Here is a 24732-nt window from a genome sequence, read left to right as displayed (position 1 = left end):
AGGCATCGACGACGCGAGGTTTGACCCATGACGGACACCCTGGGTGCGGCTGACAGAAGGCGGTATCCGTCATGCCTGCGGTGATCCCCGAGAACCCGCGGTTCGCGGCGGCCGGCGAAGAAGTCGTCTTCGACGCGCTGAACGCACAACTCCTGGACGAGGATCTGATCGTCGTCGGGCAGCGGGTCACCGACCACTCGAAGGATCACGAGATCGACTTCGTCGTCGCGATCGAAGGGTCCGGGGTCGTGTGTGTCGAGGTCAAGGGCGGCGAGGTGTGGCACGACGGCGAATCGTGGTGGCAGGAGCGCGTCGGGCAGGGCCCGAAGCGGATCGACCCGGTCGCACAGGTCAGGGACGGCTGCTACGCGCTGCGTGATTTCGTCGAACACGATCCCCGATGGACGCAGGGGCGCGTGCGATGGGATCACGTGGTGGTCTTCCCGCATTCGGAGGTCGATTCGAGCTTCGCACTTCCCGAGTGCCCGCGATGGAAGGTCGTCGACCGCACCCAGCTCCACAAGCTCATGCCGCTCATCCGGAATGTCCTGCTGCAGAAGGACGTCGACTGGCCGGGAATCGACGCCGACGGGATCATCCAGCTGCGGATCGCGCTCAGCGGCAGGGGGTTACCGCAACGCGATGTGGTCGCCCGTGCTCTGGAGAACGAGAGCGTCGCCGACACGCTCACCTCCCACCAGGCGGTGATCCTCCGTGCGATCCACCAGCTCAGTCGCGTCGAGGTGCGCGGCGGTGCGGGCAGCGGCAAGACCTTCCTCGCCGTCGAGCAGGCACGACGCCTCGCCAAGGACGGTCAGCGGGTTGCCTTCGTCTGTTACTCGCATGGGCTGGCGTCGTTCCTCCGGCGACTCACCGAGACGTGGCCACGCAAGGAACGGCCCGCGTATGTCGGCGAGTTCCATGAACTGGGCATCGAATGGGGCGCGCCCACCGGTCCCGACGAGCAGGAACGAACCCAAGCGGCGCAGGACTTCTGGGAACACGAGCTTCCGCAGCAGATGTACGAGCTCGCGCAGGGGCTCGCGCCGGGAAAGCGCTTCGACTCGATAGTGGTCGACGAGGCACAGGACTTCGCCGACGACTGGTGGAAACCGATGCTCGCGTGCCTGCGCGACCACGAGTCCGGCGGCATCTACGTGTTCAGCGACGAAGCGCAGCGTGTCTTCGCCCGACAGGGGTCGCCGCCGGTGGACCTGGTGCCGCTGGTCCTCGACCACAACCTCCGCAACACCAAGCAGATCGCCGAGACCTTCAAACCGCTTGTGGGACAGCGAATGCAGTTGCACGGTGGCAACGGACCGGCCGTGACCTTCGTGCCGTGCGCGGCAGCCGACGCGCTCGACGCCGCCGACGACCAGATCGACCCGCTGCTCGACAAGGGATGGCGGCCCGAGGACATCGCGCTGCTGACCACCGGGAGCCGCCACTCCGAACAGAAAGCACGCCAGGCCGAGGGTACCCGGGAGTACTGGGAGTCGTTCTGGGACGGTGAGCAGGTCTTCTACGGTCACGTCCTCGGTTTCAAGGGACTGGAACGACGCGTCGTCGTGCTGGCGCTCAACGAGACGAAGGCGTGGGATCGGTCTCGCGAACGCCTCTACGTCGGATTGTCCCGCGCCCGTGATGAACTGGTGGTCTGTGGTGATCCCGAGTTCGTTCGGGAGGTCGGTGGACCCCAGGTCGCTCGCCAACTCGGCATCGCCGACACGGAACCGCAGTGATGACAACGGAAGAGTGGAGACCGGACATGGCAGCGGTGGACGACGTACTCGCGGAACTGGAATCCCTCGGTTCCGAGCAGACACGCAAGACCTACAGCCGGCACGGGGTCGGCGACAACCAGTTCGGTGTCAGCTACTCCGCGCTCGGGAAGCTCAAGAAGCGGATCAAGACCGACCACGAACTGGCTCTGGGGTTGTGGGAGAGCGGGAATCACGATGCGCGGGTTCTGGCCGCCATGATCGCCGATCCCGATAGAGCCGACCCGAAGCTCCTCGACGCCTGGGCGCACGTCGTCGACAACTACACGCTCTCCGACGCGGTGTCCGGGTACGCCTCGTCGACCCCACTGGCGAAGGACACTGCCGAGCGTTGGATCGAATCGGGCCACGAGTTCGTCGCCGCGATGGGATGGGGGATCCTCGCCACCATCGCGACGAAGGACAAGAAGCTGCCGGACTCCTACTTCCGACAACTGCTCTCGCGGATCGAACGCGACATCGCGAGCGGTCAGAACCGCGAGCGGTACTCGATGAACACAGCCCTCATCGCGATCGGGGTACGGAACGACGCTCTCGAATCGGAGGCGTTGGCTGTGGCTGCCCGGATCGGCACCGTCGTCGTCGACCACGGCGACACCAATTGCAAGACGCCGGACGCCGCGGCCTACATCGCGAAGACGAAAGAACACCGCGCGCGGAAGCGCTGACCCACTTACGACCGACTCTGGGGCCGCGTTGGCAGGCTTTCGACCAGGACATTTGCCCCACTTGCGGCCCGCTGTCTCGCGCGTCGGGACCTTGGTCCCGACCATAAGTGGACTTATGTCCCCCGGCTGTAGGGACCTAGTTACCCGAAGTGAGAAGATCTGAGCCGACCCCGTCTCAGACCGTTTGGTCCGGCTGAAGGCCTCCCTACGCTCCGCAGGCATGAATGCCAGACGCGCCCTCTGTGCGGGCCTCGCAGCAGTCGCTGTCCTCGTCGGTGGTGCCGGCGTACTGACCCCGGCGGCCACTGCTGCTCCCGCAAGTCGCTGTGCCCCCGCCTCGACCCCTGAGACGAAACAGCGGCTCTCGGAACTGACCGACACGTCCGAGATCAAGACGTTCGACGATGCGCGCTCCACGATCAGCGACTTGCGCAAGGAGCTCAGCAAGTCGGACAACTATCTCGGCACGTTCCCGATCGCCTTCGACAACATCCTCGAACTCGTCGGACCCAGCATCGAATCCGGAATCTATGAACATCCGGAGTGGGCGTCGGATCTCGCGGTGGAGGTCGTCCGCCTGTACGTCGGGAACCTTCACGAATACGTCACCGGCGGTGAGCCGCAGGCGCATTGGGCGCAGGCCTTCGCTCTCACGACCGCGTGCGACCGCAGTCCCGGACGGGTCCTGCTCGGGCAGATCTTCGCCCATCTCCTCGTCGACTTCCCCTACGCCCTGGAGAACATCGACACGACGGCCGGCCACACCCGGGACTTCTACACCTTCGGCGGTGCGCTCGTCGACGCCACACCGACGATCGTCAAAGACGTCAAGCACACCTACGGTGTCGACCTCGGCCCGCTCTTCACCGCGTGGTTCGTCGGAGACCTGATCGGCGACAGCCAGGCCACGACGCTCCTCTTCCAGTCGACCCAGACCGCTGCGCTCGTCAACAGTTTCGGCTTGCAGAACCCGGCAACCCGTGGCGTGACCGTGGCCGAGATCAATGCACTGTTCCAGACGGCAAATGGCGCGCTCGACGTGATGGAGAAGCTCGGCCAGATCTGAGAGAAGAACGCGAGCCGGTGACAACCGGTCACCGGCTCGCGTCTTGGTTCTCGAAGAGAAGAACTACCAGGAGATCTCGATCTCGATCTCGGATTCGTCCTCACCACGCTCGAACTCGACCTTCAGATTCACCTGCGCGGGGATGTCGATGCGCACGGTCTTGTCGTTCTCGACGTACGACACCTCGTTGTGCCGGGCGATCGCGTCGGCGAGGTCGTGAAGCCGTTGCGCCGCCTCTTCGCGGGTCAGCGTGGACTTGGTCTCGTGCTCGAACAGTTCGTCGCTCATACGTTCATCTGAGCGGATCGGGATGGGCCGGTCAAGCGTGCCGCATCGACAGGTCGACGGACGGGCATCCGGTCGTCACCCGCAGTTCTCCTGCGCGTCGAACCGTTGAGCAAATCTGACCCGAGTGACCTCAGCGCCCTTTCTCTCCCAGCATCTCTCCCGCCGCACGGTCCTACGCACCGCCGGGGCGGGGGCCCTCCTGATCCCGGTCGGAGCCGCGGCCGCATGCGGATCGCCGGACTCGGGTTCCGGTGCAGGTCTGATCAGGTCGCGTCCGACGCTCACCCACGGCGTCGCCGCCGGCGAGGTCACCAGCAGTGGCGCACTGGTGTGGGCACGATCGGACCGGACGGCGACGATGATCGTCGAGACCGCCTCGTCTGAGTCGTTCCGGGGTGCTCGACGCATCCGCGGACCTGTGGTGACGCCGGGTACCGACGGGACCGGTCGCGTTCGTGTCGCCGGCCTCGAACCCGGGCAGACCGTTCATTACCGTGTGACCCTCGAGGGTGAGGACGGCGCAGTCGGTGAACCGGTCGCCGGGACCTTCACGACTGCCCCGGTTCAGGCGCGAGACATCACCTTTCAGTGGTCGGGCGACGTCGCGGGACAGGGGTGGGGCATCAACCCCGACCTCGGCGGGATGCCGATCTTCGCCACGATGGCCGAGCGCAACCCGCTCTTCTTCATCCACTCCGGTGATGCCATCTACGCCGATGGGCCCATCAGCGCGACCCAGGAACAGAACAACGGCGAGATCTATCGGAACGTGACCAGTGCGGCGAAACAGCAAGTCGCCCAGAGCGTTGACGATTACCGGGGCAATTACGCCTACAACCTCACCGACGAGCACTTTCGACGGTTCGTCGCGTCGGTGCCCCAACTCGTGCAATGGGACGACCACGAGGTCGTCAACAACTGGTTCCCGGGCGAGAACCTCGCCGGTCAGGGGCGCGATGGTTACACCGAGACCGACGTCGATGTTCTGGCCCGCAATGCGCGACAGGCCTGGCAGGAGTGGCAACCCGTCGATGCGTCGAGGTCGAAGCGCCTGTACCGCAGGGTCTCCTATGGGCCCCTGCTCGACGTCTTCCTCCTCGACATGCGCACACACAAAGACCCCAATCCCGATGCGTGGTCGAGGGTCAATGTCGACGGTGTGCTCGGGGCGGAACAGACCCAGTGGCTCATCGACGGGCTGAAGGGGTCGACGGCGACCTGGAAGGTTGTTGCCAACGACCTCCCGCTGAGCATCGTCGTCGCCGACAAGAACACGACGCCCGAGAACGGCCCGACGGCGATGGAAGCTGTGGGCCAGGGTGATCCGGGTGCACCCCTCGGACGCGAGATCGCATTCTCACGCATCCTGTCGCAGACGAAGAACGTGCCGAACATCGTGTACCTCACCGCAGACGTGCACTACACGGCGGCGATCTCCTATGAACCCGATCGCGCTGCTTTCAAGGACTTCTCGCCGTTCTGGGAGTTCGTTGCCGGGCCGCTGCACGCGGGTGCGTTCCCGCAGAGCCCGTTGGACGAGACCTTCGGCGCGAAATACGAGTTCGTGCATGCGCCCACCGAGGAGAACGTGTCCCCGGCCGAGGGATACCAACACTTCGGCGAGGTGTCGATCGACGGAAGGACTCGCGTGCTGTCCGTCCAGCTCGCCGACGCCTCGGGAAGGGCTCTGTACACGAAGCAATTGGCGCCGGCGAGATAGGCGCGGCGTCGACGCGGGACGGACGCCGTCAGTTGGTCAGCGGCCGCAGGAATTCCCCGCTGACCTGAACCGCGGGCCCCGACGACCCGCCGCCGACGACCAGCGTCGCGAAGGCGAGGTCGCCGACGATGCCGGCGAACCAGCCGTGCGGGTTCTTGTTGTCGCCGTACTCGGCGGTGCCGGTCTTGCCGCCGAGGCCGGGGACATCTTGGAGCGCGGTGGCGGTTCCGCGGGTGACGGTGTCGCGCATCATGCTTCGCAGCGCACGGACAACGTCACCGGGGATCGGCTGGGAGTCGGTGTCACCGGTGGTCGCCTGTCCCTCGACCAGCGTCGGGGTGACGGTCTCGCCCCGAGCGAGACTCGCCTCGGCCAGCGCCAGTCCGAACGGGCTGACCGTGACCGTGCCCTGGCCGATGCCGTTCTCGACACGAAGCGCGGGGGAATCGGCCTTCGGCACAGAACCGGTCACGGTCGTCAGCCCGGGCACGGTGTAGTCGGCGCCGATGCCGAACTTGCGGGCCATCGAGGTCAACGCGTCGGCGGGGAGTTTGTTGGCCAGCGCGCCCATGGAGGTGTTGCACGATCGGGCGAATGCCGTTGGCAGAGGGACGGTCCCGAGATCGAAGTCGTTCTCGTTGGGGATCGTCCGGCCCTCGATGGTCGCGCGACCCGGACACGGGACCTGCGATGTCGGCTGCACCCCGCCCGACGCCAGGGCCGCAGCGGTGGTGATGGTCTTGAAGGTCGATCCCGGCGGGTACAACCCACTGAGGGACACTGCGCCGGACTTGTCGGCGGCGTCGTTCTGGGCGACGGCGACGATCCCGCCGGTCGACGGGGTGATCGCGACGATCATCGCGGGGCGTCGTTCTCCGTCGACGGCCCGCTGTGCCTGGGCCTGGATGTCGCGGTCGAGCGAGGTGCGGACCGGAGACGTCTGACCGGGCTGCGCCGAGTCCACGAGATGCGTTGGTGCGCCGTCCCGGTCGACGATCTGGATCGACCAACCGGCGGTGGCGTCGATCGCCTTGCGCCAGATGTCCTCGAGTCCTGCCATAGCCGGGGAGTGGAGTGCCTTGGTCGCGCTGAGGAGTGCGCCCTGCTCGGTGGTCGTGACACCGGGGATCGAACCGATACTGCGCTGGACGCGCTTGAGATCGCTTTCCCGCAATCTGATCACCGTCTGGCTCGGGGCGTTGTTGCCGTCGAACAGTTTGCGGATGGTTGCCGTCGTGATCGAGGGCTCGATCGGCCGCAGTGCGCGGGCCAGCTGACCGGCCGACGCGAGCTGTGCCCGTTCGAGATCGATCAGCGCCACCGGCTGCCAGGTCATCAGCGGCCGGGCGTTGGTGTCGAGCACGGGAGTGCGGTAGGCGCGATCGTCGCTGTAGGAGAAGGACTGTCCCTCGCGGAGTTGCCGGTGCATGACCGACGGCTGCCACCGAATGCGCCAACCCGAATCCGTCTCGGCGAGAACAACCGACGTCTGGTAGGCGGTGTTGGTGTCCCGGATCTGCCACTGATGGTCGAGAGTGCCGGTGACCTTCTTGTCATCGACGAGGTCGGGGGTGACCGACAGCTTCGGGGTGGAACCCATGCCGTCGAAGATCGACTTGATGGTCACGCGCGCCGCGACCGGATCGTCGGTGAGGTCGGCGGCAGCGTCGGCGTCGCCCCGCTGGAGCGCCTCCGCGAACGACTGCAAGGTGTCCTCCGGCGAGTCCTGGGTCAGGAAACACCCGGACAGCGTGCCGACCAGCACGGTTAGAACACTGAGGACGACCAACCACCGACGCATGTGGCCAGACAACCGACCCGGGGGCGTCCACGCAAAGTCGCGACGCGCAATGACCCGATAGCGATCCGCTATCGCGCCAGGCCGAGTGGCTACTCGGCGGGGACGCGGAGCTGAGTCACGACTGTCCGGGCCGCCTCGCCGATGGCGCGGTCGACCTGCGGCAATGATTGCTCCGACCGGGCGCTCAGGGTGAAGACGGCGGCCGCGACCGGAAGTTCTCCGGGGAACTCGACGACGCCGATCTCATTGCGGATCGCGACGAGGGTCCCGGTCTTGCCCGCCACGGTGACCCGCCGGAAGGGAAAGCTCGACGCCAGGCGGGCGGTGAAGACCTGGCGGCGCATCGTGTCCCTGATGAACGCGCACATCTCCGGCGACGCAGCGCGATCGGTCCAGACCGCGGACAACAGCGCCGTGCAGTCCCGGGGCGTCGAGGAACTCGAGTAGGCGGCGTCGTAAGCGCTCACCGATGCGTCGCTGTCCGGGTCGGCGAGGGCGGCGAAAGCCTCTGCCACCGTGCTGGTTCCGGTCTCGCGCTGGAGTCGTTCGTGTAGTTCTGCGACGCCGCCGACGATCCGCGTGCTCTCGGCGCCGAGGGAGACGAGATCCTCACGTACGCGGTCGAGGCCGAGCTCGTCGAGGAGGACGTCGGCAGCGACGTTGTCCGAGACGGTCATCATCGAGATGGCGAGGTCGCGCCGGCTCAGCGTGACCGGGTCGCCGAAGGCGGCCAGCCCCGTCGGGCCCTGCGCCCATAGCGTCGGGTCGACCGTGATCGAGGAGGCGAGGTCGATGTCACCGCGATCGGCACTGCGACACAACGAGATCAGGACGGCGAGCTTGTAGACCGAGGCCAGGACGACCGGTGCGTCGGCGTCGAAGGAGTACTCGATCTGCGGTGAGCCGATCGTCGTGGCATGTACCCAGCCGGAGCAGCCGGCGTCGGCGAGGGTTTCGGCGACCTCGCGATCGACTCGCTCCCGCACGTGGTCGGGGAGTGTGGCCGGGGCGCTCAACCGGACGCCTTGCTGATCTTCCAGAGTGCCGCCGTCGTCACGTCGGCCACCTCGGCGAGCGCCGGCTCCCGGTAGACGACCCGAAGCCGGAGTGCGGTGGTGTCACGCCCGAGAGGCAGGCATCGGACGGCATCGAGTGACGCGAGACGTTCTGAGTCGGCGGTCAAGCCGAATGCGCCACCGCCGGCGACGGCCGCCACCAGGTGCTCGGCAGACGAGACGGGAAGGACGTGTGGGTCGAGTCCGGATTCGCGGAGACGATCGATCAGCTGGTCGTGTGCGGGCGGGTTGGCTGCTCGTGGCGGATGGCAGAGGTCGAGTCCCGCGAGCTGGCGGAGCCGCGGCCGCGTCGCGGTGGTGACCGGATGACCGGCCGGCACGACCACCTGGCGTCGGAAGACGACAACCGGCCCGGTCGTGAGCGTGCCGGTGACGCAGGGGGCGTCGACGATGGCGAGGTCGAGGGTTCCCGCCGACACCTGCTCGACGAGACCCACCGTCGTGCCACTCACCATCTCCTGGCCGGAGGACACGTCGCCGAGGCGTTGTGCGACAGCGGCAACGGAGGCGGACCCGGCGAGAGGGACTGCACCCCAACGGAACACTTCGGACCCGTCATGAAGGCGTCGTGCCTCGCCGAGGAACCGCGCGGCGTCGTCGATCAGGAGTCGTGCGCGGGGTAGGAGATCACGGCCGGCGTCGGTGAGTTCGGCGCCACGGGAGGTGCGTCGGATGAGTTGGACCCCGAGCTCCTTCTCCAGGCGGCGCAACCCCTGTGAGACCGGCGGCTGTGTCATCTCCAGTCGGGCGGCAGCGTCCCCGAAGTGGCCTTCCTCGGCGACGGCGACGAAGAATCGCAGGTGCCTGACGAGATCCACGGGTTCCAGGATGGCACGCCGGCGACAATCGGCCTCGCAAACCCACCACGGATGGACAGACCCATCAGGTCGCGGGGTGGTGGAAGTGGCGAAAAAGGGTGGGTTTGCCTAGCAGGTCAGCGCAGGAAGGTCGCGGCGGCGTCGGCAAGATCGAGGAGCGGTTGCGGGAAGATGCCGAGTACGACGGTGACGAGCGTGCAGCACGCGATGCCCGTGGTGGTGAGGATGCTCGGTTTCACGACGTGGGGTGCGTCGCGGGTGGGGACGTCGTCGAAGAACATGGCGACGATGATGCGGATGTAGACGTAGGCGGCGATCGCGCTGCTGATGACGCCGATGACCACCAGGACTCCACCGCCGGTGCCGGCGACCGCGGCGAAGACATCGAACTTGGCGATGAAGCCACTCGTAAGCGGGATGCCCGCGAAGGACAGCAGGTAGACCGCGAACATGGCGCCGACCAAGGGATACCGCCGGCCCAGACCCGACCACTGGGTGAGGTCGGTGGCCTCGCGGCCGGACAGGTGCGGATTGCGGACCGTCGCCGCGGTGCCGTGGATCGCGGCGGTGCGTGCCGATGTACTCGTGTCCGTATCGGGTTCCCGGATGACCGCCACCATCGCGAAGGCGCCGAGCGTGGTGAACGCGTAGGCCGCCAGGTAGAAGAGGGTCGCGCCGAGACCTGCGTCGTCGAAGGCGATCAGACCGAGCAGGATGAAACCGGCGTGCGCGATCGACGAATAGGCGAGCATTCGCTTCACGTCGTTCTGGGTCACGGCCATCACCGACGCGATGACCATCGACGCGATCGCGACCGCCCACAGCGCCGGCGCCCACTGGTCGCGCAGCGCACCGAAACCGACGTAGAAGACGCGGAGCAGCGCGCCGAACGCGGCGACCTTGGTGGCCGAGGCCATGAACGCGGTGACCGGGGTCGGGGCACCCTGGTAGACGTCGGGAATCCACGAATGGAACGGCACTGCCCCGACTTTGAACAAAAGGCCGACCGCCAGCATGGCGAGACCGATCAGTGCCAGCGTGGTGTCCCCGCCGGTCCCGGCGACATCGGTGATCGACGCCCCGATCGTCGACAGGTTCAGCGACCCCGTCGCGCCGTAGACGAACGCGGCACCGAACAGGAAGAAGGCCGACGAGAAGGCGCCCAGCAAGAAGTACTTCAGCGATGCTTCCTGCGAGATCAGTCGACGACGCCGCGCCAGTCCGCACAGCAGATAGAGCGGCAGCGAGAAGACCTCCAGCGCAATGAACATGGTGAGCAGATCGCCGCACGCGGGGAACAGCATCATGCCGCCGACCGCGAGCAGGGCCAGCGGGAACACCTCGGTCGTCACGGCACCGGCTCGGGTCGCCTCGAACTCGGCGTCGGTGTTGGGCACGGACGCGCCGGACGGGGTGAACATGTCGGCGTCGACACCACCGTCGTTGAGACCTGTTCTGCCGGACTGGTCGTCGCCGACCCCGGCCCCGGCCAGGGTGCGCATGGTGACCGGCGCGACGACCCGTTCGAGTCGCCGTTCGGCCATGAAACCGACCGCGACGATCGCGATGATCAGCAGGAGGCCCTGAAGATACAACGTCGGGCGGTCCATCACGACGGCCCCCGACATCGCGAACTGGCCGTTCGCGCCGTCTGTTGTCTGCCCGGCCGTGACGGTGGCCAACGCCGCGAGAGCGACGACGAGCCCGCCCAGCGAAAGTGCCAGTTGCAGTGAGTACCTCACCCGGCGCGGGGCGAAGGCCTCGACGAGGACCCCGATGACTCCCGCACCGAACACGATCAGCATGGGGGACAGCGCCGCGTACTCGACGCTCGGGGCCTCGATCGCGGCCAGCGGGGTCGTGACGAGAGAGGTGGTCATCGGTGGGCCTCCGCATCGGTGGTCGCGCCGGCGGGCCGGCCATGGGCGGGGTCCGCGACCGCGGGTTCGGGATCGGTGACCCCGACCGTGGTCAACGTGCTCTGCACGGCCGGATCGATCAGGTCGATCATCGGTTTCGGATACACACCCAGGGCGATGAGCAGGGTGAGCAGCGGTACGACGACGGCCAGTTCGCGACCAGCGAGGTCGCGTATCGGCGACCGCTGCTCGTCGTCGGACCTCGCCGGCCCGCCCATCATCCGCTGGTAGGTCCACAGGATGTAGATGGCGGAGAGCACCAGGGCCGAACACGCGAGGACAGCGGCGATCGGATAGCGCGTGAATGTGCCGATGAGGACCAGGAACTCGCTGATGAACGGGGCGAGTCCGGGTAGCGACAGAGTCGCCAGACCCGCGACGAGGAAGGTCCCGGCAAGGACCGGGGCGACCTTCTGGACACCGCCGTAGTCGGCGATCAGGCGGCTGCCCCGCCGCGACACCAGGAACCCGGCGATGAGGAACAGTGCGGCGGTGGAGAGTCCGTGATTGACCATGTACAGCGCCGAACCGGTCTGGCCCTGATCGGTCATCACGAAGATGCCCAGGATGATGAAACCGAAGTGGGAGATCGACGTGTAGGCGATCAGGCGCATGACGTCGGTCTGACCGATGGCCAGGACCGCGCCGTAGACGATGCTGACGACCGCGAGCCCGCAGATCAGTGGAGCGAAATACTGGCTCGCATCCGGGAACAGCTGCAGGCAGAACCGCAGCATCGCGAAGGTCCCGACTTTGTCGATGACGGCCATCATCAGCACCGCCGATGTCGGGGTGGCGGCAACCGCGGCATCGGGGAGCCACGAATGCAGCGGCCACAGCGGGGCTTTGACCGCGAACGCGAACATGAAGCCGAGGAACAGCAGTTTCGCCAGGCCGGTGGTGTCGTCGATCTGACCGCTCGACACCGCGGCCACGATGTCGCCGAGCGCGAAGGTCCCACCGCCGTCTGCGCCGACACCGTTCTGCGCGGACACCACGTACAGGCCGATCACCGCGGCCAGTAACAGCAGACCGCCGAACAGGTTGTACAGCAGGAACTTCACCGCCGCGCCGGAGCGGTTGGGGCCGGTACCGAAGCCGCCGATGAGGAAGTACATCGGGATGAGCATGGCCTCGAAGAAGATGTAGAAGAGCAGGATGTCCAGAGCGACGAAGCTCATCAGCACCATCGCCTCGGTGGCGAGGAACAGTGCGAGGTAGATGTGCGGGCCCTTCTGCGCCCGTCCGCCTGAGTGATCCAGGGACCCGTCGGAGTCGGCGTCGTGCCAACCGGCGAGCAGGAGCAACGGCAGGAGAGCGGCGGTCAGCAGGATGAGGACCAACCCGATTCCGTCCAGTCCCAACGCATATCGGCTTCCCAGGGCCGGAATCCAGCTCACGTCCTCGGTGAATTGGTAGCGCTCGCCGGCGGGATCGAAACCGACCGCAAGGCCGACGGCCAGGACGAGGACGCCGACGGTGATCGCGAAGGCGAACCAGCGTGCCGCCGCGGGCCGATTGACCGGGATGGCGAGGACGAGAGCCGCGCCCACCGCGGGGGCCAGCCAGAGGATCGTCAGCCAGGGGATGTTCACAGCGCGTTCACCGCCATCACGAGTGCGACGATCAGGGTCGTCCCGGCGAACATCGACAGTGCGTAGGACCGCACATAACCGTTCTGCCAGCCACGTATTCGACGCGACGTGCGGGTCACGGTTTCCCCGACCCCGCTCGTCAACCCGTCGACGCCGTCGGACTCCACGGCGACGAGGCCGGCCGTGATCCGCTGTCCGGGTCGCATCAGCAACTCTTCGTTGATCGCGTCGCCGTACAGATCACGTCGTGCCGCGACGGTCAGCACCGACACGTCGTCGGGTGCGATGGTGGGGACGGGCCGGGTGGCGTACTGACGGTAGGCGACCGCGACGCCGGCCGCGACGACGACGAGAATGATCGCGGTCATCGCCCACACCGGGATCAGGTGGTGGGCGGTGTGCTCGCCGACCACGGGTTCGAGCCAGTGCTCGAGTGAACCGCCGATCGCGAGCAGTCCGCCGGAGACCACCGAACCCAGCGCGATGAGGACCATCGGCCCGGTCATCACCCGGGGTGACTCGTGCGGATGCGGCGCTGGGGCGTCGGTGCCGTCGTGCCAGCGCTTCTCGCCGAAGAACGTCAGCAGCATCACGCGGGTCATGTAGAAGGCGGTGATGCCCGCGCCGAGAAGCGCTGCACCGCCGAGGATCAGGCCCTTCGCACCACCCGCCCCGAAGGCGGCCTCGATGATGTGGTCCTTGGAGTAGAAGCCTGCGAATGGTGGGACGCCGATGATCGCGAGGTAGCCGACCCCGAACGTCACGAAGGTGACGGGCATCAGTGTGCGGAGTCCGCCGTACCGTCGCATGTCGGTTTCGTCATTCATCCCGTGCATCACCGATCCGGCGCCCAGGAACAGGCCGGCCTTGAAGAAACCGTGGGTGAGCAGGTGCAGGATCGCGAATGCGTAGCCGGCCGGGCCGAGTCCGGCGGCGAGCACCATGTAACCGATCTGGCTCATCGTCGACGCCGCGAGCGCCTTCTTGATGTCGTCCTTGGCGCAACCGATGATCGCGCCGAACAGCAGCGTCACGGCACCGACGACCACGACCCCGACCTGCGCGGTGGGCGCCAGGTCGAAGATCGGGCCGGAGCGCACGATCAGGTAAACGCCTGCGGTCACCATCGTGGCCGCGTGGATCAGCGCGGACACCGGGGTCGGACCCTCCATGGCGTCGCCGAGCCACGACTGCAGCGGCACCTGGGCAGACTTGCCGCAGGCGGCGAGCAGGAGCACGAAACCCAGGGCGGTGAGGGTTCCTTCGCCGGCCTGCGGGGCGCCATCGAAGACCGCGGTGAACGCCACCGACCCGAAGGTGGCGAACATGATCATCAGGGCGACGGCGAGCCCGATGTCGCCGACGCGGTTGACCACGAAGGCCTTCTTGGCCGCGGTCGCTGCGGTCGGTTTGAACTGCCAGAAGCCGATCAGCAGATACGACGCCAGACCGACACCCTCCCAGCCGAGGTACAGGCCGAGATAGTTGTCGGCGAGGACGAGGACGAGCATCGCCGCGAGAAACAGGTTGAGGTAGCCGAAGAACCGTCGACGATCGGGGTCGGCGGCCATGTAGCCGATCGAGTAGACGTGGATCAGCGATCCGACGCCGGTGATCAGGAGGACGAAGCACATCGACAACTGGTCCAGGCGGAAACCGAAGTCCACCTGCAGTTCTCCGACCGGAACCCAACTGAAGAGGGTGTCGGTCACCCCGCGGTCATCGGCGGGACGGGACACCATCCCGGCGAACATCACCAGCCCGACCATGAACGACGCGATCGCTGCGGCAGTACCGAGCAGGTGGCCCCAGCGGTCGGTGGTCCGACCACCGAGGAGGAGGATCACCGCACCGGCGAGCGGTAGTGCGGGCACCAGCCAGAGCAGTGACGCGGTCAGTTCGGCGTTCACCAATCCTCCTCTACCGCTTCAGCAGATCCGCGTCGTCGACCGACGCCGAACGGCGCGATCGGAAGATGGTCATGATGATGGCGAGACCCACGACCACCTCGGCCGCGGCGACGACCATCGTGAAGAAGGCGATCACCTGCCCGTCGAAGGACTGGTTCATCCGGGCGAAGGTGACGAAAGCGAGGTTCGCGGCGTTGAGCATCAGCTCGATGCACATGAAGACGACGATCGCGTTGCGTCGCAGCAGCACTCCGGCGGCACCGATGGTGAACAGCAGCGCCGAGAGGTAGAGGTAGTTCTCCGGGTTCATGAGCGGCCCCCCGAATCCTGGCCTCCCAGGTTCTCCGGGGCCTCCGTGTTCTTCTGGCGCAGGGTGCGGGCGGCCAGGATGGCGTTCACCGAGAGATCGGAGGGACTGCCGTCGGGGAGTCGTGCGGGGACGTCCACCGCGTTGTGCCGGGCGTAGACACCGGGACTCGGGAGCGGGGTGATGTTGATGCCGGTGCGGAATCGCGCCTGCGACAACTCCTTCTGGGTGAGGCGCGGACCGAACTTCTCCCGGTGGGCCAGGACCATCGCGCCGAGGGTCGCGGCGATGAGGAGCGCACCGGTCAGCTCGAACGCCCACAGATACCGGACGAAGATGAGTTCGGCGATGGCCTCGATGCCGTAGTTGGTGTCGTCGGCGAGGGCGCCGGGCGCGGTCGCGCCGGAGGTGACCGCGATGGTGGCGTTGCCGATGCCGGCGATCATCAGGACGCCGAAGCCGAGACTGATGAGCATCGCGGCGACACGTTGCCCTCGCAGGGTCTCTTTGAGAGAGTCCGAGGAGTCGACGCCGATGAGCATGAGGACGAAGAGGAACAGCATCATCACCGCGCCGGTGTAGACGACCACCTGCACGACGCCGAGGAACACCGCACCCTGCGCCACGTAGAAGACCGCCAGCACGATCATCGTGGTGGCCAGGAAGATCGCGGAGTAGACCGCCTTGGTGGCGAAGACGACGCCGAGCGCGCCGGCCACCGCGATCACTCCGAGGACCCAGAACTGCACGGCCTCACCGGTCGAGGTGCGGACCACCTCGTCGGCCAGGATCGCGGTCACCGGCCCGGGCGTCATGGTCGCGGCTCCCGGGCACCCTCGCGCACCGTCGGTGTCGGGAGAGGTGTGACCCGGCCGTCGGAGGTGATCTCGCCGCGGTAGTAGTTCTCCTCGGTCGAACCGGGCGCCATGGCGTGCGGCGGCGGTTCGACGCCCGGTAACAGAGGCGCCAGAAGCCGGTCCTTCTCGTATATGAGGTCGGCGCGGTTGTCGTCGGCGAGCTCGTAGTCGTTGGTCATCGTCAGCGCACGGGTCGGGCAGGCTTCGATGCAGAGTCCGCACCCGATGCAACGCAGGTAGTTGATTTGATAGACGCGGCCGTATCGCTCACCGGGCGAATACCGTTCGTCCGGCGTGTTGTCGGCTCCCTCGACGTAGATGGCGTCGGCGGGGCAGGCCCACGCACAGAGCTCACAGCCGATGCACTTCTCCAGCCCGTCGGGATGACGGTTCAGTTGGTGCCGGCCGTGATAGCGGGGCGCGGTCGGCCGTTTCTCCTCGGGATACTGCTCGGTGATGCTCGGCTGGAACATGCCACCGAAGGTGACGCGTAATCCACTGACCGGCTTGAGGAAATCAGGCATCGGTGGTCTCCCTGCTCGGCTTCTCTTCGGCGGGAAGGGGCGGCTCGGGATCGATCCGGACGGGCTGGGATCTCGAATCCGTCGAGGGCATCGGCGGCACGGGGAAGCCGCCGGCCATGGGGTCGAACTCGGTCGGGCTCTGTGGTTCGGACGAGGCGTCCGGCACATCCGGTACCCGCATCATCCGCCAGATCGCGTAGCCGATGAGTGCGGTCACGGCGAGACCGGCGCCCGCCGAGACGAGTGCCCGGATGAGGCCGGCGTCGTCGCCGCCGATGGAGGCGCGGATGATCGCCACGACCATCACCCATGTCAGCGAGATCGGGATGAGCACCTTCCAGCCCAGGTTCATGAACTGGTCGTAACGCAACCGCGGCAGGCTCGTCCGGAGCCAGATGAACACGAACAGGAACGCCCAGACCTTGATGGTGAACCAGAGGATGGGCCACCACCCCGAGTTCGCCCAGTCGAAGGCGCTCAGCGGCCACGGCGCCTGCCAGCCGCCCAGGAACATCGTGGTGGCCAGGGCGGAGACCGTCACCATGTTGATGTACTCGGCCAGCATGAACATCGCGAACTTCAGCGATGAGTACTCGGTGTGGAAACCGCCGACCAGCTCGCCCTCGGCCTCCGGCAGGTCGAACGGGGCACGGTTCGTTTCACCGACCATCGAGATCGCGTAGATCACGAACGACGGCAGCAGCAGGAGGAAGTACCAGTGGTGCTCCTGCGCCGCAACGATTCCCGAGGTCGACATCGTCCCGGCGTCGAGGAACACCGCGGCGAAGGTGAGGCCCATCGCGATCTCGTAGGAGATCACCTGGGCGGTGGAGCGGAGTCCGCCCAGGAGGGGATAGGTCGAACCGGACGACCAACCGGCCAGCACGATCCCGTACACGCCGACCGAGGTCACGGCCAGGACGTAGAGCACCCCGACCGGCAGATCGGTGAGCTGCAACGGGGTTTGGTGACCGAACACCGACACCATCGGTCCGAACGGGATCACCGCGAACGCCATCACCGCGGGGACGACCGCGATGATCGGTGCGAGGAGGTAGATGACCTTGTCGACGCCGGACGGGATGATGCCCTCCTTCAGCGCGAGTTTCACACCGTCGGCGAGACTCTGGAGGATTCCGCGGGGCCCGACGCGGTTCGGCCCGATCCGGGACTGCATGCGCGCCATGATTTTGCGCTCGAGCAGGATCGCGACCAACGGGTTGACGACGAGGAACGCGAAGACGGCGACCGCCTTGACGACGACGAGCCAGATGGGGTCGTGGCCGAAGTCGGCGAGGTCGGGGTAGTCGATGGCGAGAGCGGTCATCGCACACCTCCCGCGACATCCGCCGACGAGGCCGGCGCCAGCGCGACGAGATCACCCGCGCGGGCCCGGAGGTCGGCGTGCACTCGGGAACCGGGCGAGTTGAGCGGAACCCACACGACGCGGTCGGGCATGTCGGCGTACTCGACGGGCAAGGCGATCTCGCCGTCGGCGGTGCTGATCCGGACCCGCCCGCCGACCGCGACGCCGGCCTCGGCGGCGGTCGTCGGCGACATCCGTGCCACCGGCGGACGTGCGGTCCCGGCGAGGTGCGGCTCGCCGTCCTGCAGACGTCCGAGGTCGAGCAGCAGGTGCCAGGTGGCCAGGACGGCCTGACCGGCCGCCGGTGCGCGCTGGGAACGTTCATGAGCGACGACGGCCGGGCGCTCACCTGCCCACGCTCCGATGCGGCGCAGATCCATATGGATGGTCTGCGGCCCATCACAGCGCAGGTCGACGCCGAGACGCCGTGCGAGCGCATCCAGGACCCGATGGTCGGGAACATGTCCGGACTCGGTCAGCGCGGCGGTGAAGCTGCGCGGACGGCCCTCCCAGTCGACGAACGTGCCCTCCTTCTCGGCGACCGTCGCCACCGGGAACACCACGTCGGCGTGCGGGGTCACCGTCGAGTGCCGCTGTTCGAGACTCACGACGAAGGGTGCGGCGGCGAGTGCGTCGCGCGCAGCCGCGGGATCGGGGAGATCGTCGAGGTCGACGCCTGCGACGATCAGTGACAGCCCGTGGTAGCGGGCCGCGTCGAGGATGCCGGTGGTGTCGCGACCGGGCAGGGTCGGGATGCCAGGACCCCACACCTCCGAAACAGCTTCGCGCGCCGCGGTGTCGGTGATCGGCCGTCCGCCCGGCAACAACCCGGCGAGAGCGCCGACCTCGAGTGCGCCCCGCTCCCCCGCACGCCGCGGGATCCAGGCGAGGCGGGCGCCCGTGCGGTCGGCGAGGTCGGCGGCGGCCTGCAGGCCACCCGGGACGCCGGCCAGTCGCTCCCCGACGACGATGACCGAACCCGCTTCGCCCAGATGGTCGGCCACCTCGTCGGAGGCGAGGATCTCCCGCTCGGCGCCCGGCGCGACGGGGAACAGTCGAGCATCGAGTTTCTGCGCCCCGCGGCTCGAGAACGGGGCCACGGTGGCCACCCGCTGCCGGTTCGTCCGCACCGCCCGGCGAAGACGGAGGAAGACGATCGGGGATTCCTCTTCGGGTTCGAAACCCGCGAGGAGCACCGCCGGCGCGGCGGACAGGTCGTCGTAGGTGGTCTCGAGTCCCCGACCGGCCACCCGGCTCGCGAGGAAAGACGCCTCCTCGGTGCTGTGAACACGGGCGCGGAAGTCGATGTCGTCCGACTTCAGAACCGTGCGGGCGAACCGTGCGTAGGCGTAGGCGTCCTCCACGGTGAGGCGACCGCCGGCCAGGACTCCGACGTCACCCGCGGCCGTCGAGATCCCCTCGGCGGCAACGCGGATGGCGTCCGCCCACGACGCCTCCCGAAGATCGCCGTGCCGGTCGCGAACCAGGGGAGACGTCAGGCGGTCGGCCTCGGTCGCGTAGGCGAAGGCCCACCGCCCCTTGTCGCAGTTCCACTCGGAGTTGACCTCTGGGTCGTCACCGGCGAGGCGCCGGAGCACCTTGCCGCGCCGGTGATCGGTGCGCTGGGCGCAACCGCTCGCACAGTGCTCACAGACACTCGGCGTGGAGACGAGGTCGAAAGGCCGCGCACGGAAGCGGTACTGGGCACCGGTCAGCGCGCCGACCGGGCAGATCTGGACGGTGTTGCCGGAGAAGTACGAGTCGAACGGCTCGTCGGAGTAGATGCTGACCTGTTGCAGCGCACCGCGATCCGCCAGTTCGATGAGCGGATCGCCGGCGACCTGCGTGGAGAAGCGCGTGCACCGGGCGCACAGGACGCATCGCTCGCGGTCGAGCAGGACCTCCGACGACAGCGGGACCGGCTTGGTGAACGTGCGTTTGACGCCGTCGAACCGGGACTCGCTGCGACCGGCCGACATGGCCTGGTTCTGCAGCGGGCACTCACCGCCCTTGTCGCACACCGGACAGTCGAGTGGATGATTGATCAGCAGCAGCTCCATCACGCCGCGCTGCGCATCCGCGGCGATCTGCGAACTGAGTTGGGTCCGGACCACCATGCCGTCGGTGGCCGTGGTGGTGCACGACGCCAGGGGCTTCCGCTGGCCCTCGACCTCCACGAGGCACTGGCGGCAGGCACCGACCGGGTCGAGCAACGGGTGATCGCAGAAGCGGGGGATGGTGATCCCGATCTGCTCGGCGGCGCGGATCAGCAAGGTGCCCTTCGGCACCCGCAGCTCGACGCCGTCGATGGTGATGCCGACGAGATTGTCGGCCTGGGTCGTCGGATCACTGCCGTGAGTGAGGGTCATCGGGCATCTCCCGTCGGCTCGGAACCGAGGACGGTCGACAGCGAGTGGTCGAACGGGCAACCGTGATCGAGGTGGGCGAGGTATTCGTCTCGGAAGTACTGCAGCGACGACACGATCGGGCTCCCCGCGCCGTCGCCGAGCGCGCAGAACGACTTCCCGACGATGCTGTTGGTGACGTCGGAAAGGGTGTCGAGGTCGGCGGCGGTGCCGCCCTCGTGCTCGAGCCGATGGAGCAGCTGCACCAGCCAGTAGGTGCCCTCCCGGCACGGCGTGCACTTACCGCACGACTCGTGCGCGTAGAACTCGGTCCAGCGCAGCACCGCACCGACGACGCAGGTCGTCTCGTCGAAGATCTGAAGAGCCTTGGTGCCCAACATCGATCCCGCGGCGCCGACCCCTTCGTAGTCGAGGGGGACGTCGAGATGCTCCGGTGTCAGCAGCGGCGTCGACGATCCGCCCGGGGTCCAGAACTTGAGTTCGTGCCCGGCGCGGACACCGCCGGCGCGTTCGAGGAGTTGCCGCAGGGTGATCCCGAGCGGCGCCTCGTACTGACCGGGATGGGTGACGTGGCCGGACAGGGAGTACAAGGTGAATCCCGGCGACTTCTCGGTGCCCATCGACCGGAACCAGTCGACGCCGTTCCGGATGATCGACGGCACGCTGGCGATGGATTCGACGTTGTTGACCACGGTCGGGCTCGCGTAGAGGCCGGCGACCGCCGGGAAGGGCGGGCGGAGGCGCGGCTGGCCCCGACGACCCTCGAGTGAGTCGAGCAGCGCCGTCTCCTCGCCGCAGATGTAGGCGCCCGCCCCGGCGTGCACCACCAGGTCGAGGTCGAAGCCCGAGCCCAGAATGTTCTTCCCGAGATAGCCTGCGGCATAAGCCTCGTCCACGGCGGCACGCAGCCGTCGCAGGACCGAGGCGACCTCCCCGCGGACGTAGATGAACGCATGGTGTGCGCGGATCGCATACGCCGCGATGATGACCCCCTCGACGAGGGTGTGCGGCGTCGCGAGCATGAGGGGCATGTCCTTGCACGTGCCGGGCTCGGATTCGTCGGCGTTGACCACGAGGTAGTGCGGAATCGACGGTTCGGCGTCGGCGGACTTCTCCTGCGGGATGAACGACCACTTCATGCCGACCGGGAAGCCGGCGCCGCCGCGTCCTCGCAACCCGGAGGCCTTCACCATCTCGATGACGTCGTCGGGCGGGGTGTCGAGCGCGGTCCGCAGGCCGAGGTACCCGTTGTGGCGCAGGTAGTTCTGCAGAGACCAGGACTCGGGCTCGTCCCAGTGCCGGGACAGCACGGGGGGTTCCGGTGGGTCGGGTTCGGCAGGTTCGCTCGTCGCCTGGTCAGCCGGCAGAAGGGGATCGGCCGACGAGGGTGCGGCCCCGGCGAGTTCGAGCTCGGTCTGGCGGAAGGAGCACACGCGCCCGGTGCCGCGGGCGGGTTCGACCGAGACGCCGGCACGGAGGTCCTCGATGAGTTCGATCGTCGACTCCGGGGTCTGGTTGTCGAAGAACTCCCAGTTCACCATCACCACCGGTGCAAAATCACATGCGGCGTTGCACTCGACGTGTTCCACCGTGATGCGTTCGTCGGCGGTGGTGTCACCGGGGCGAACACCGAGGTGGTCGCAGACCGCGCGGAGGATGTCGTCGCCGCCGAGGGTGGCGCAGAGCGTGTTGGTGCAGACCCCGACGAGGTACTCGCCGGTCGGCGAGCGGCGGTACATCGAGTAGAAGGTGGCCACCGAAGCGACCTGGGCGGCGGTCAGATCGAGCTGCGCCGCGCAGAACTCGATGCCCGCGCGGGTGATGTATCCGTCCTCGGACTGCACCAGATGAAGCAGGGGGAGAAGGGCCGACCGCGACTGTGGGTAGCGCGCGATGATCGGCGCCGCCTGCTCGGCGAGGCGTTCGGTGGCCTCGGCCGGGTAGGCGGAGGGGCCGCCGAAGGTGATGGTCGGCGCCGGGATGCCCTGGGCCGGCGCGGCATCTTCGGTGGGCGGCGAGGTGGACAGCTCCACGAACACGGGATCGGTCATCGGTCCACGCCTCCCATCACCGGGTCGATACTGGCGACGGCCGTGATGACGTCGGCGACCATGCCGCCCTCACACATCGCGGCCACCGCCTGCAGATTCGTGAACGACGGATCGCGGAAGTGGACCCGATAGGGCCGGGTGCCGCCGTCGCTGACCATGTGGACACCGAGCTCACCGCGCGGGGACTCGACCGCGACGTAGCACTGCCCGGCCGGTACCCGCATGCCCTCGGTGACCAGCTTGAAGTGATGGATCAGCGCCTCCATCGACGTCCCCATGATCCGGGCGATGTGCTCGGGGGAGTTGCCGAGACCGTCGGGGCCGAGGGCCAGATCGGCCGGCCAGGCCAGCTTGCGGTCGGCGACCATGACCGGACCGGGCCGGAGCCTCTCGAGGCACTGTTCGACGATGCGGATCGACTCGCGCATCTCCTTGACGCGGATCAGGTAGCGGCCGTACGAGTCACAGGTGTCGGCGGTGATGACGTCGAAATCATAGGTCTCGTACCCGCAGTACGGCTGCGTCCTTCGCAGATCGTGCGGATAACCGGTGGACCGCAGCACCGGTCCGGTGATGCCGAGAGCCATGCAACCCGTCAGGTCGAGGTATCCGACGTTCTGGGTGCGCGCCTTCCAGATGTAGTTGTCGTTCAGCAGGTCTCCGAGCTCGTCCAGGCGACCGGGTAGCTGGGCGATGACCTCGGCCACCTGTTCCGGCCCGTCGGGTGGCAGATCCTGCGCGACGCCACCCGGTCGGACGTAGGCGTGATTCATCCGCAGGCCGGTGATGAGTTCGAAGAGGTCGAGGATCAGTTCCCGTTCGCGGAAGCCGAGGAACATCGCGGTGACGGCACCGAGCTCCATTCCGCCGGTGGCCAGGGCCACGAGATGGCTGCTGATCCGGTTCAGCTCCATCAGCATGACGCGGATGACGGTGGCCCGTTCGGGGACGTCGTCGGTGATCCCGAGGAGCTTCTCGACGCCCAGGCAGTAGGCGGTCTCGTTGAAGAACGGCGACAGATAGTCCATTCGAGTCACGAACGTGACGCCCTGCGTCCAGTTGCGGTACTCGAGGTTCTTCTCGATCCCGGTGTGCAGGTAGCCGATTCCGCAGCGCGCCTCGGTGACCGTCTCGCCCTCGATCTCCAGGATGAGGCGGAGCACGCCGTGGGTCGACGGGTGCTGGGGACCCATGTTCACGACGATGCGTTCGTCGCCGGGTTGCTGTTCGGCGCGAGTGCGGACGTCGGAGACGATGGAGTCCCAGTCCTGTCCGGAGACGGTGTAGATGCGGGTCGGGGTCTCCTCCTCGCGGGGCGTCGCGGCGCGGGATTTCGACGATCCGGTGGCTGTGTCGGTCATCAGCTGTACGACCTCCTCCGGTCCGGTGGGTCGACGCGGGTTCCCTTGTACTCGATGGGTACTCCGCCGAGCGGGTAGTCCTTGCGCTGCGGATGGCCCTCCCAGTCGTCGGGCATCTCGATGCGGGTCAGCGAACGGTGGCCGTCGAAGACGATGCCGAAGAAGTCGTAGGTCTCGCGTTCGTGCCAGTCGTTGGTGGGGTAGATGTCGCAGATGCTCGGGATGTGCGGATCGGTGTCGGGCGCCGACACCTCGAGGCGCACGCGCCGGTTGTGGGTCAGGGAGGCGAGGGGATAGACGGCGTGCAGTTCCCGGTCGGCGTCCCCGGGATAGTGGACCCCGTTGACGCCCAGGCACAGTTCGAAGCGCAACGCGGGTGCGTTGCGCAGGGTCAGCGCAACCGTGCGGAGGTGTTCCCGCGCGACGTGGATGGTCATCTCGTCGCGGAAGACGACCACCTTCTCCACCGCCGCGTCGTAGGACTCTCCGAGTTCGGCCTGCAAAAGATCGGCGACCTCGTCGAAGTAGCTGCCATAAGGTCGAGAAGAGCTGGGCGGCAAGGTGATCGGATCGATCAGACCGCCGTATCCAGAAGTGTCACCGGTGCCCGGTGCGCCGAACAGTCCGTGCCGGACGCCGATGACCTCGGGATCGGGCGGTTTCGGGTCGGGCATGCCGAGGTCGGTCATCGCAGCAACCCCTTCATCTCGATGGTCGGAGTGGCCTGCAGGGCAGCGCGTTCCGCCGCCCAGATGGCCTCCTCGCGGTTCACCCCGAGCGGCATCTCCTGGATCTTCTCGTGCAGCTTGAGGATCGCGTTCAGCAACATCTCTGGTCGGGGAGGGCAACCCGGAAGATAGATGTCGACCGGCACGACGTGGTCGACGCCCTGGACGATCGCGTAGTTGTTGAACATCCCGCCGGACGAGGCGCAGACCCCCATTGCCAGAACCCATTTGGGTTCGACCATCTGGTCGTAGATCTGCCGGAGCACCGGGGCCATCTTCTGGCTCACGCGGCCGGCGACGATCATCAGGTCGGCCTGCCGCGGAGACGCCCGGAACGCCTCCATGCCGAATCGGGCGAGGTCGTAGCGACCCGACGTCGTGGACATCATCTCGATTGCGCAGCAGGCGAGTCCGAAGGTGGCCGGCCACAGCGAACCCTTGCGCATGAAACCGGCGAGATCCTCGACGGTGCTCAGCAGGAAACCGCTGGGGAGTTTCTCCTCGAGTCCCATGACTGACCTCCTTGCAGA

Annotated in this window: 20 protein-coding genes; 4 read left to right on the top strand and 16 right to left on the bottom strand. The window is 67.3% G+C overall.

Going from position 1 to position 24732, the window contains the following annotated elements; genetic code table 11:
• Positions 1-71: 71 nt before the first annotated feature.
• From LQD00_RS11670 to LQD00_RS11660, 3 genes are all read left to right on the top strand, one after another.
• Positions 72-1742, top strand: coding sequence for a nuclease-related domain-containing DEAD/DEAH box helicase (locus tag LQD00_RS11670; protein ID WP_232717357.1), 1671 nt, complete (start codon positions 72-74; stop codon positions 1740-1742).
• 26 nt (positions 1743-1768) lie between these two features.
• On the top strand, positions 1769-2449 hold the full coding sequence (locus tag LQD00_RS11665) for a DNA alkylation repair protein (RefSeq protein ID WP_232717355.1): 681 nt from the start codon (positions 1769-1771) through the stop codon (positions 2447-2449).
• A gap of 220 nt (positions 2450-2669) precedes the next feature.
• The gene (locus LQD00_RS11660) at positions 2670-3515 is read left to right on the top strand and encodes a DUF5995 family protein (protein WP_232717353.1); all 846 of its coding nucleotides are present in this window, start codon (positions 2670-2672) and stop codon (positions 3513-3515) included.
• A 63-nt stretch (positions 3516-3578) separates the two neighbouring features.
• Here LQD00_RS11660 and LQD00_RS11655 read toward each other — a convergent pair whose 3' ends face one another.
• Positions 3579-3803 (bottom strand): amphi-Trp domain-containing protein, encoded by a 225-nt coding sequence (locus LQD00_RS11655; protein ID WP_006867184.1) that lies wholly within the window; start codon positions 3801-3803, stop codon positions 3579-3581.
• Between the two features lie 124 nt (positions 3804-3927).
• Between LQD00_RS11655 and LQD00_RS11650 the strand changes: the two genes are divergently transcribed.
• The gene (locus LQD00_RS11650) at positions 3928-5523 is read left to right on the top strand and encodes an alkaline phosphatase D family protein (RefSeq protein ID WP_232717351.1); all 1596 of its coding nucleotides are present in this window, start codon (positions 3928-3930) and stop codon (positions 5521-5523) included.
• Positions 5524-5551: 28 nt separating this feature from the next.
• On the opposite strand, the gene LQD00_RS11645 is transcribed toward LQD00_RS11650, so the two are convergent.
• The 15 genes from LQD00_RS11645 to LQD00_RS11575 all read right to left on the bottom strand — a co-directional run bounded on the left by LQD00_RS11645 (position 5552) and on the right by LQD00_RS11575 (position 24714).
• Positions 5552-7324: a penicillin-binding transpeptidase domain-containing protein gene (locus LQD00_RS11645; protein ID WP_232717349.1), complete on the bottom strand. Its 1773-nt coding sequence runs from the start codon at positions 7322-7324 to the stop codon at positions 5552-5554.
• 89 nt (positions 7325-7413) lie between these two features.
• On the bottom strand, positions 7414-8340 hold the full coding sequence (locus tag LQD00_RS11640; RefSeq protein ID WP_232717348.1) for a serine hydrolase: 927 nt from the start codon (positions 8338-8340) through the stop codon (positions 7414-7416).
• Positions 8337-9218 carry a LysR family transcriptional regulator gene (locus LQD00_RS11635; protein WP_232717347.1) on the bottom strand — a complete coding sequence of 294 codons (882 nt, stop codon included), beginning with the start codon at positions 9216-9218 and terminating at the stop codon, positions 8337-8339. The genes LQD00_RS11640 and LQD00_RS11635 overlap by 4 nt, the downstream gene beginning before the upstream one ends.
• A 116-nt stretch (positions 9219-9334) precedes the next feature.
• Complete coding sequence (nuoN, locus tag LQD00_RS11630) at positions 9335-11098, bottom strand: NADH-quinone oxidoreductase subunit NuoN (RefSeq protein ID WP_232717346.1); 1764 nt, start codon at positions 11096-11098, stop codon at positions 9335-9337.
• Positions 11095-12732, bottom strand: a complete 1638-nt coding sequence (locus tag LQD00_RS11625; RefSeq protein ID WP_232717344.1) for an NADH-quinone oxidoreductase subunit M — start codon at positions 12730-12732, stop codon at positions 11095-11097. Before LQD00_RS11625 ends, nuoN begins: the two co-directional genes overlap by 4 nt.
• Entirely contained in the window at positions 12729-14642 is a 1914-nt protein-coding gene (gene nuoL / locus LQD00_RS11620; protein WP_232717342.1) for an NADH-quinone oxidoreductase subunit L, read from the bottom strand. The genes LQD00_RS11625 and nuoL overlap by 4 nt, the downstream gene beginning before the upstream one ends.
• A gap of 10 nt (positions 14643-14652) precedes the next feature.
• Entirely contained in the window at positions 14653-14952 is a 300-nt protein-coding gene (gene nuoK, locus LQD00_RS11615; RefSeq protein ID WP_005200546.1) for an NADH-quinone oxidoreductase subunit NuoK, read from the bottom strand.
• Positions 14949-15764, bottom strand: coding sequence for an NADH-quinone oxidoreductase subunit J (locus tag LQD00_RS11610; protein WP_232717340.1), 816 nt, complete (start codon positions 15762-15764; stop codon positions 14949-14951). The genes nuoK and LQD00_RS11610 overlap by 4 nt, the downstream gene beginning before the upstream one ends.
• On the bottom strand, positions 15761-16330 hold the full coding sequence (gene nuoI / locus LQD00_RS11605) for an NADH-quinone oxidoreductase subunit NuoI (protein WP_154881961.1): 570 nt from the start codon (positions 16328-16330) through the stop codon (positions 15761-15763). The genes LQD00_RS11610 and nuoI overlap by 4 nt, the downstream gene beginning before the upstream one ends.
• Positions 16323-17657: an NADH-quinone oxidoreductase subunit NuoH gene (gene nuoH, locus LQD00_RS11600; protein ID WP_232717339.1), complete on the bottom strand. Its 1335-nt coding sequence runs from the start codon at positions 17655-17657 to the stop codon at positions 16323-16325. Before nuoH ends, nuoI begins: the two co-directional genes overlap by 8 nt.
• A complete protein-coding gene (locus LQD00_RS11595; protein WP_232717338.1) occupies positions 17654-20065 on the bottom strand; it encodes an NADH-quinone oxidoreductase subunit G in 2412 nt (803 codons plus the stop codon). The genes nuoH and LQD00_RS11595 overlap by 4 nt, the downstream gene beginning before the upstream one ends.
• Positions 20062-22113 (bottom strand): NADH-quinone oxidoreductase subunit NuoF, encoded by a 2052-nt coding sequence (nuoF, locus tag LQD00_RS11590; protein ID WP_232717337.1) that lies wholly within the window; start codon positions 22111-22113, stop codon positions 20062-20064. The genes LQD00_RS11595 and nuoF overlap by 4 nt, the downstream gene beginning before the upstream one ends.
• The gene (gene nuoD, locus LQD00_RS11585) at positions 22110-23474 is read right to left on the bottom strand and encodes an NADH dehydrogenase (quinone) subunit D (protein ID WP_232717336.1); all 1365 of its coding nucleotides are present in this window, start codon (positions 23472-23474) and stop codon (positions 22110-22112) included. Before nuoD ends, nuoF begins: the two co-directional genes overlap by 4 nt.
• Positions 23474-24163 carry an NADH-quinone oxidoreductase subunit C gene (locus LQD00_RS11580; protein ID WP_154881965.1) on the bottom strand — a complete coding sequence of 230 codons (690 nt, stop codon included), beginning with the start codon at positions 24161-24163 and terminating at the stop codon, positions 23474-23476. The genes nuoD and LQD00_RS11580 overlap by 1 nt, the downstream gene beginning before the upstream one ends.
• A complete protein-coding gene (locus LQD00_RS11575) occupies positions 24160-24714 on the bottom strand; it encodes a NuoB/complex I 20 kDa subunit family protein (RefSeq protein WP_154881966.1) in 555 nt (184 codons plus the stop codon). The genes LQD00_RS11580 and LQD00_RS11575 overlap by 4 nt, the downstream gene beginning before the upstream one ends.
• Positions 24715-24732 lie beyond the last annotated feature (18 nt).

The sequence above is a fragment of the Gordonia metallireducens genome (genome assembly GCF_021245825.1).
GTDB classification, from domain to species: Bacteria; Actinomycetota; Actinomycetes; order Mycobacteriales; family Mycobacteriaceae; genus Gordonia; species Gordonia namibiensis.
This window is presented reverse-complemented; position numbering and strand designations above follow the sequence as displayed.